The organism is Bifidobacterium miconis (genome assembly GCF_019331735.1).
Taxonomy (GTDB): domain Bacteria; phylum Actinomycetota; class Actinomycetes; order Actinomycetales; family Bifidobacteriaceae; genus Bifidobacterium; species Bifidobacterium miconis.
In genome coordinates this window covers 21,695-28,699 of record NZ_JAHBBH010000034.1, presented here as the reverse complement: position 1 = coordinate 28,699, position 7,005 = coordinate 21,695, and the positions used below count along the sequence as shown (strand labels likewise).

Here is a 7,005-nt window from a genome sequence, read left to right as displayed (position 1 = left end):
AGCAGCTCCGCGTCGCAAATGTTGCCGTGCACGAACTCCACCCGGTCACCGAGAATCGCCTTGATATTCTCCAGATTGCCCGCATACGTCAACGCATCCAACACCGTGACATGCACATCAGGATGATGGTTGTACACGTAATGCACGAAATTCGAACCGATGAAACCACAGCCACCGGTCACAATGATGTTATGAGGAGTAAACACTTCATCAGCCATAGCCAACAGACTACCGCCAGCACGGTATTGCGCCGAGGTTTCTTTGACCGCTACCATGCGCACACCATCATCCGACTGACACTCTGCGAAATCAGACACCGTGAAGACGCCATAAGGAGGCCATCCGCCATTGTTAGGGATAACACTATAGAATGGCTCATGTTCGTCCGTACAAAACGCTTTTGAAAGCAGGTCAGATATGAAGATCGCTGTTGCCGGCACCGGCTACGTCGGGTTGTCGGTTGCGCTGCTGTTGTCGCAGCACAATGAGGTGCACGCGTTGGATATCGTTGCGGAGAAGGTCGAGCTGCTGAATCACGCGAAGAGCCCGATCGTGGATCGCGAGATCACGGACTTCCTCGACGAAAACGCGGACGGTCGCCGTCCGCTGGACTTCCACGCGACGCTGGATCCGGCCGAGGCGTACACGGATGCGGATTACGCGGTGGTCGCGACGCCGACGAACTATGATCCGAAGAAGAACTATTTCGACACGTCCAGCGTGGAGGCGGCGATCGAGGCGGTGCGCGAGCACGCGCCGCACGCGTGGATCGTGGTCAAGTCCACGATTCCGGTGGGCTACACCGCGCAGATCCGCGAGCGTTTCCACGACGACCGCATCCTGTTCTCCCCGGAGTTCCTGCGCGAAGGGCACGCGCTATACGACAACCTGCACCCGTCGCGCATCGTGGTGGGCGCGCCGCAGGATGATCAGGCCGCGGTCGAGGCGGCGCACGTGTTCGCCGATCTGCTGGCGCATGGCGCGGATCCCGGGGAGAAGGACCGCGTGAACCCGGATGGCACGAAGGGCATTCCGCAGCTGGTGGTCGGTTTGACGGAGGCCGAGGCGATCAAGCTGTTCGCGAACACGTATCTGGCGTTGCGCGTGGCGTATTTCAACGAATTGGACACGTATGCGGAGTCGCGTGGCCTGGACACGAAGGCGATCATCGACGGCGTGTGCCTGGATCCGCGCATTCGCAACGACTACAACAATCCGAGCTTCGGGTACGGCGGGTACTGCCTGCCGAAGGACACGAAGCAGCTGCTGGCGAACTACGACCGGGTGCCGCAGAACCTGATCGGCGCGATCGTGGACGCGAACCGCACGCGCAAGGACTTCATCGCCGACGAGATCCTCGAGCGCGTGGCAGGCAAGGAAAAGCCTGTCGTGGGCATTTATCGTCTGACCATGAAGAGCGGTTCGGATAATTTCCGCCAGTCCGCGATCCAGGGCGTGATGAAGCGCGTCAAGGCGAAGGGCGTGACCGTGGTGGTCTACGAGCCCACGCTCGACAAGCCCGACTTCTTCGGCTCCGAGGTCACGCATGATCTGACGGCGTTCAAGCGGGAGGCCGACGTGATCGTCGCCAACCGGTGGAACGACGACCTCGCCGACGCCGGCGACAAGGTATTCACCCGAGACCTCTTCCGCAGGGACTAAGCTCCGCCGTTCATGGCCCCTCAACTTCGAGGGGCCATTTTCGTATGGCCGCCAAATATCACACGAGAGAAGCATGTAGGAGAAGCAACAACATGGAAAACTCCATGAACCGTCGCAGGCGTCGTGCCGTTGCCTTCGTCAGCATGATCAGCGCCACGAGCATGATCTGCTGCGGACTGGCCATGGCTATGCCGGGCACCGCGATCGCGGAGGATGCCGAAGCAATCACGTCCAACCAATCAACCGACGGTCAGCCAGCCGACAGCCGGTCAGCTGGCGTCGTTCAGACAGACGGGGTGCAGTCGGTCACTGCGACGCATGCTCCCGTCATCGATGAGCACGCATTCGATGTACCGGCCATCACATCCGCGAAGCCGGAGCCGTCCGAAACGAGATCGTCATCCACACCAGAATCATCGGCAACCACACAGGACGGAGTGCTGCAGTCGCAGACACTGCTCGCATCCACGAGCCTGCCCGGCGAGCGGGGACTGTCTTCCGTTGCCGTGACTTGGAACCAGCCAGACGCCAGCGTTGCCGGCAGCCAGCCGGTCATCAAACTGCGGTATCGGGATAACGGCAAATGGAGCGATTGGACGCAAGCGGAAACGCAGATCGTCGCGTCCACCGACGCCAACGGACAATCCGCATCGGCCACGAACGTGCAGGGCACGGATCCCGTGTACGTCGGCGCAGCCACGGCAGTGGAGGCAAGCGTCACCCTGCCGGACGGTTCCGATGCCACCGACGTCAATCTGGTGACCATTGACTCCGGCTATGCCGCACATGAAAGCACCAATGAAAGCGCTGACTCGACGAACGCCGACAAGGAGAACGGCACACAGTACAGCGACTCCAATACGCACAACGGTTCCAGCGCAAACAACGGTTCCGACACGGACAGCACCACTGATACCGGCAAGAATGATTCCGGCAACAATGACAATACCGGCGAACAGGATCCCGGAGGCGGCACCGACGAAGGTGCACTCGACATCAACATTCCGATTCACACGCGCGAACAATGGTGGCGCAAAGGTTTGCCGGCGCCGTTCTGGCCGGCCGACGACAGCGGCCATTGGCGCGGAGCGGTCGTCCACCACACCGTTGACCGGAACGATTATTCCCAGGCCGAAGCCAAGGTGATCGTGCAGAACATCTACACGTTCCACGCGAAGACACGCGGCTGGGGCGATATCGGCTACAACCTGCTCGTCGACCGCTTCGGCGGCGTATGGGAGGGCCGCGAGGAAGGTGTGGCGCACAAGGCCGTGCTGGGCAGCAATGCGATCGGCGCGCATACCGGCAGCTTCAACGAGGCGACGTTCGGCGTGGCGATCATCGGCAGCTTCCATGAGAACGACAAGCCAAGCGAAGCGTCCGTGAAAGCCGTGGCTTCAGTGATCGCCAAGGAGTTCAAGGCGATGAATGTGATGACCGCCCACGATACCTTCATCTGGCATGGCAGGCAAAATCGCATTTCCGGTCACGGCGATTCCGCGCATTGGTACGACAAGCGCAATCGCACGCTGTGCCCGGGCAAGCATCTGAGCGCGCGGATGAACGATATTCGCAACATGGTCGATACGCTACTCAAGGAATCCATGCCGGCAAACAGCACGCCGATCTACCGTTTGTACGGGCCAAGCGTCAAGCTGCATCATTACACGGCCGACTCGTATGAGCGCGAAGTGCTGATTTCCCGCGGTTGGCAGGATGAGGGTATCGTGTTTTATGCGGCGAAGGCCGGCGAGCCGGTCTATCGCCTGTACAATCCGAAAGATCACAACCACCTGTATACACGCAACACCACGGAACGGGATCATTTGGCCAAGCGCGGATGGACGGCAGAAGGCACGGCGTGGAGCACCGCAACGGATGGTTCCAAGCCGGTCTATCGCCTGTACAACAGGACGAACCACGAGCACCTGTACACCACGAGCGCCAAGGAGTACCAGACACTCGGCAAGAAGGGCTGGCAGCAGGAGCATATCGCGTGGAACGGCCTGTGATTCGGCCTGATGTCAGTCGGTGATTTGGCCAGTGGCACGATGATGCCCCGCGGTCCGTATCGCTCATATTGAAACGGACCGCGGGGCATCATGCCTAAGGACAAAGACGGACTGCCTACCGCCGTTTGATGCCGATGAGCTTTTCGTCGGCAACCTGCTGCAGGTGCTTGCCATAGTTCGACTTGCCGTACGCGTGCGCCGCTTCGACAAGCGCCTCCTTGGAGATCCACCCGTGTTCGTAGGCGATCTCCTCGGGCACGGAGATCGGCAGGCTCTGCGAACGTTCGACGGAGCGCACGAACTCGGCCGCCTCGTACAACGATTCCATGGTGCCCGTGTCAAGCCACGCATAGCCGCGGCCGAGCGTGGTGACGCGCAGTGTGCCATCGTCCAGATACATGCGGTTCAGATCGGTGATCTCCAGTTCGCCTCGCGCGGATGGCCTGACCTGCTTGGCGAGGTCGACGACGCGCTTGTCGTAGAAGTAGAGTCCGGTGACCGCATAGTTCGACTTGGGTTGGGCGGGCTTTTCCTCGATGGAGACCGCGCGGCCGTCGTTGTCGAATTCGATGACGCCGAAGCGTTCCGGATCATCCACATAATAACCGAACACCGTAGATTCGCCTTGTTCGGCGAATCGCACGGCTTCCTTGAGCTGCTTGGACAGTCCGTTGCCGTAGAAGATGTTGTCGCCGAGCACGAGCGCGCATGCCTCGCCGCCGATGAATTCCTCGCCGAGCAGGAACGCCTGTGCGAGACCGTCCGGGGACGGCTGCACCTTGTAGCTCAGGTTCACGCCAAACCGGGAACCGTCGCCGAGGAGCCTCTCGAAGTTCGGCAGATCGTGCGGCGTGGAGATGATGAGGATGTCCCGAATGCCGGCCAGCATGAGCGTGGACAGCGGATAGTAGATCATCGGCTTGTCGTAGACGGGAAGCAGCTGCTTGGATGTGACCGATGTGAGCGGATACAGACGGGTGCCCGACCCGCCGGCCAGAATGATGCCTTTCATCAGATTTCCTTTCCTGCCGTCGTATGCGACATGGTTATGTTCCGCATGGCTGCGGTCGGTTTGGGCGGTGTTCTATTCCGTTGTGATCGGCTGCTGGCGCGAGGCCAGGTCCTTGTCCACGATCTCGTAGCCGAATCGCATTTTGTTGAGCAGCGCGAAGTTGTCAGTGCCTTTGGGATCTCGCATGGAGAAATCGCAGGCGAAGTCTTCGTTGGTGAAGGCGACCATGCGCACATGTTCAGGATCGTCGCGCCCGTTTTCGTACTCGTGGAGGGACGCGATGATTCTGAATTCGCCGTTGTTAAAGATGTCCATCGGCACATGGAACCTCACGGTGTGATGGCCGGGTTGGTATAGGTCAAAACTATCGCCAAACGGAACTCCGCCTCGTCGGATGTCGTTCAGCGAGCATGCCAGATAGAAGTCCTTGTCGCCGCGGTAGTCGTATTCGACTTCGAAGGAGAACCCCTCCTTCATGGTGCACACCGGTTCTTTGCTCGGGCGCACCGCAAGCAGCGGAACAGTTGCGTTCAGACCGGTGGGATATTGGTCCTCCTCGGCGTTCTTCTGATCGTCGTCGGCCGACTCCTTGCCTTCTCGCTTGAGGTTTTCCAGCGTGTAACGGTCGGCCACGTCGTTCTTGTTGCCGCTGACGATAATTTCGCCGTCTTTGATAAGAATGGCCTTGTTACAGTATTTCTTCACCGAGTCCATGGAGTGCGTGACCAGGATGACCGTCTTGGTGGGATCCTTGCGGATCTCGCTGAAGAAGTTATCGCACTTGCGCTGGAACGCCTCGTCGCCAACAGCGAGCACCTCGTCGAGCACGAGGATGTCGCCCTGAGCCTTGATGGCCACGGAAAAGGCGAGGCGCACCTGCATGCCGGACGAGTAGTTCTTGAGCTTCTGGTCCATGAACTCGCCAAGCTCGGCGAATTCGACGATGTCGTCGTACATGGCGTCGATCTCGTCGTGGCTGAAGCCGAGCAAGGCGCCATTGAGATATACGTTCTCACGGCCGGTGAGCTCGGGGTTGAAACCAACGCCAAGCTCGATGAACGGCACCAACTTGCCCTTGACGCTCACTTTGCCCTTTTCGGGCATATAGATGCCGGAGATGATCTTCAGCAGTGTGGACTTGCCGGATCCATTGCGGCCCACAATACCGAAGAAATCGCCCTGCTTCACCTCAAAATTGATGTCGCGAAGCACATGCTGCTCGGTGTAGCCTTTGATGCCACGCGTCCAGTTCAGAAACGCCATTTTCAGGCCGGTGGCCTGTTCCGTAGGCAGGCGGAAATACTTGGCCACATGTTCGACTTTGAGCACGACCGGACGGTCATCGGTTTTCTGGGCAACAACGTTCACGGTTTTGGCCTTTTCGTTCTGGTTCACGTTCTTGTCGGTCATTTACAGCACCTCCGCGAACTTGGCGCTGTACTTGCGGAAGATGTGAATGCCCAGCCACAGCACGACGACAGACAGCACGTACGGGATCAGACAGATGATCGGATTGCCGACCATAGTCCAGACCGTCGGCACATATTCGGGCGAAAGCAGATTGTGCCGGATGTCCATGATGGTCTGCGTGGTAGGCACGAGCATGAGCAGGTTGGCGGCCCAGCCGTATCCCTTGTCGGTGACCAAAGAGATCGGATAGATGATCGGAGTTGCGTAGAACATGGCCTGCAGCACGACGTCCCAGATGTGTCCGATGTCGCGGAAGTACACGTACAGCGATCCGAGCAGCAGCGCCACGCCCAACGAGATGGCGTACAGCTGGACGATACTGGGGATGACAAGCAGTACGCGCCATGTGTAGTGCGCGTGCGCGAACGTGCCGAAGAGGATCACGACGCCGAGGTTGATGGCAAGGGAGATCATCGAGCCCATGGTGGTGGACGCCACGATGATGTAGTTCGGGAAATGGATCTTGCGCAGCAGGTCGCCGCGGTCCACGATGGAGTGCATGCCCATACTGGTCGATTCGGAGAAGAACTGCCACAGGCAGGTGCCGCACAGCAGCGAGATGGGGAAGGTCGGCGTGCCGTCCGAGAACTTGAGGAACTTGACGAACACCACGTACATGACGGCGAACAGCATGAGGGGCTGGAGCACCGACCACAGTATGCCGAGGAAAGATCCCTGATAGCGCAGCTGGAAGTTGGTCTTCACCAGCTCCTTGAACACGATCAACGCGTATCGGTACCTCTCCTGAAGGCTTTTCACTAGGTTCTTCACAGATGTTCCATCCTATCCCATGCGGTGTCTCCGCTCGGCACTTCCATATATTCTATTGTGTTAGTCGTATTTGTCTAA

The 7,005-nt window shown here is 59.1% G+C and carries 6 protein-coding genes; 2 read left to right on the top strand and 4 right to left on the bottom strand.

What is annotated here, in order from left to right; translation table 11 throughout:
- On the bottom strand, positions 1–218 hold a 218-nt coding region (locus tag KIH79_RS10180; protein ID WP_219059263.1), incomplete at its 3' end, for a GDP-mannose 4,6-dehydratase.
- A gap of 199 nt (positions 219–417) precedes the next feature.
- Here KIH79_RS10180 and KIH79_RS10175 point away from each other — a divergent pair.
- Together KIH79_RS10175 and KIH79_RS10170 are read left to right on the top strand one after the other, a co-directional pair.
- Positions 418–1,662 (top strand): nucleotide sugar dehydrogenase, encoded by a 1,245-nt coding sequence (locus KIH79_RS10175; RefSeq protein ID WP_219059262.1) that lies wholly within the window; start codon positions 418–420, stop codon positions 1,660–1,662.
- 437 nt (positions 1,663–2,099) lie between these two features.
- Positions 2,100–3,674, top strand: a complete 1,575-nt coding sequence (locus tag KIH79_RS10170) for an N-acetylmuramoyl-L-alanine amidase (protein WP_219059261.1) — start codon at positions 2,100–2,102, stop codon at positions 3,672–3,674.
- 115 nt (positions 3,675–3,789) lie between these two features.
- Here the strand turns inward: KIH79_RS10170 and rfbA are convergent, their stop codons facing one another.
- The 3 genes from rfbA to KIH79_RS10155 form a co-directional block, all read right to left on the bottom strand.
- A complete protein-coding gene (rfbA, locus tag KIH79_RS10165; protein WP_219059260.1) occupies positions 3,790–4,686 on the bottom strand; it encodes a glucose-1-phosphate thymidylyltransferase RfbA in 897 nt (298 codons plus the stop codon).
- A gap of 72 nt (positions 4,687–4,758) precedes the next feature.
- Positions 4,759–6,096: an ABC transporter ATP-binding protein gene (locus tag KIH79_RS10160; RefSeq protein ID WP_219059259.1), complete on the bottom strand. Its 1,338-nt coding sequence runs from the start codon at positions 6,094–6,096 to the stop codon at positions 4,759–4,761.
- A complete protein-coding gene (locus tag KIH79_RS10155; RefSeq protein WP_219059258.1) occupies positions 6,097–6,927 on the bottom strand; it encodes an ABC transporter permease in 831 nt (276 codons plus the stop codon).
- Positions 6,928–7,005 lie beyond the last annotated feature (78 nt).

Excerpts from the sequence above, each read along its gene's own strand:
- KIH79_RS10175 (WP_219059262.1), top strand. The coding sequence starts at position 418 with ATGAAGATCGCTGTTGCCGGCACCGGCTACGTCGGGTTGTCGGTTGCG.
- rfbA (WP_219059260.1), bottom strand. The coding sequence starts at position 4,686 with ATGAAAGGCATCATTCTGGCCGGCGGGTCGGGCACCCGTCTGTATCCG.
- KIH79_RS10160 (WP_219059259.1), bottom strand. The coding sequence starts at position 6,096 with ATGACCGACAAGAACGTGAACCAGAACGAAAAGGCCAAAACCGTGAAC.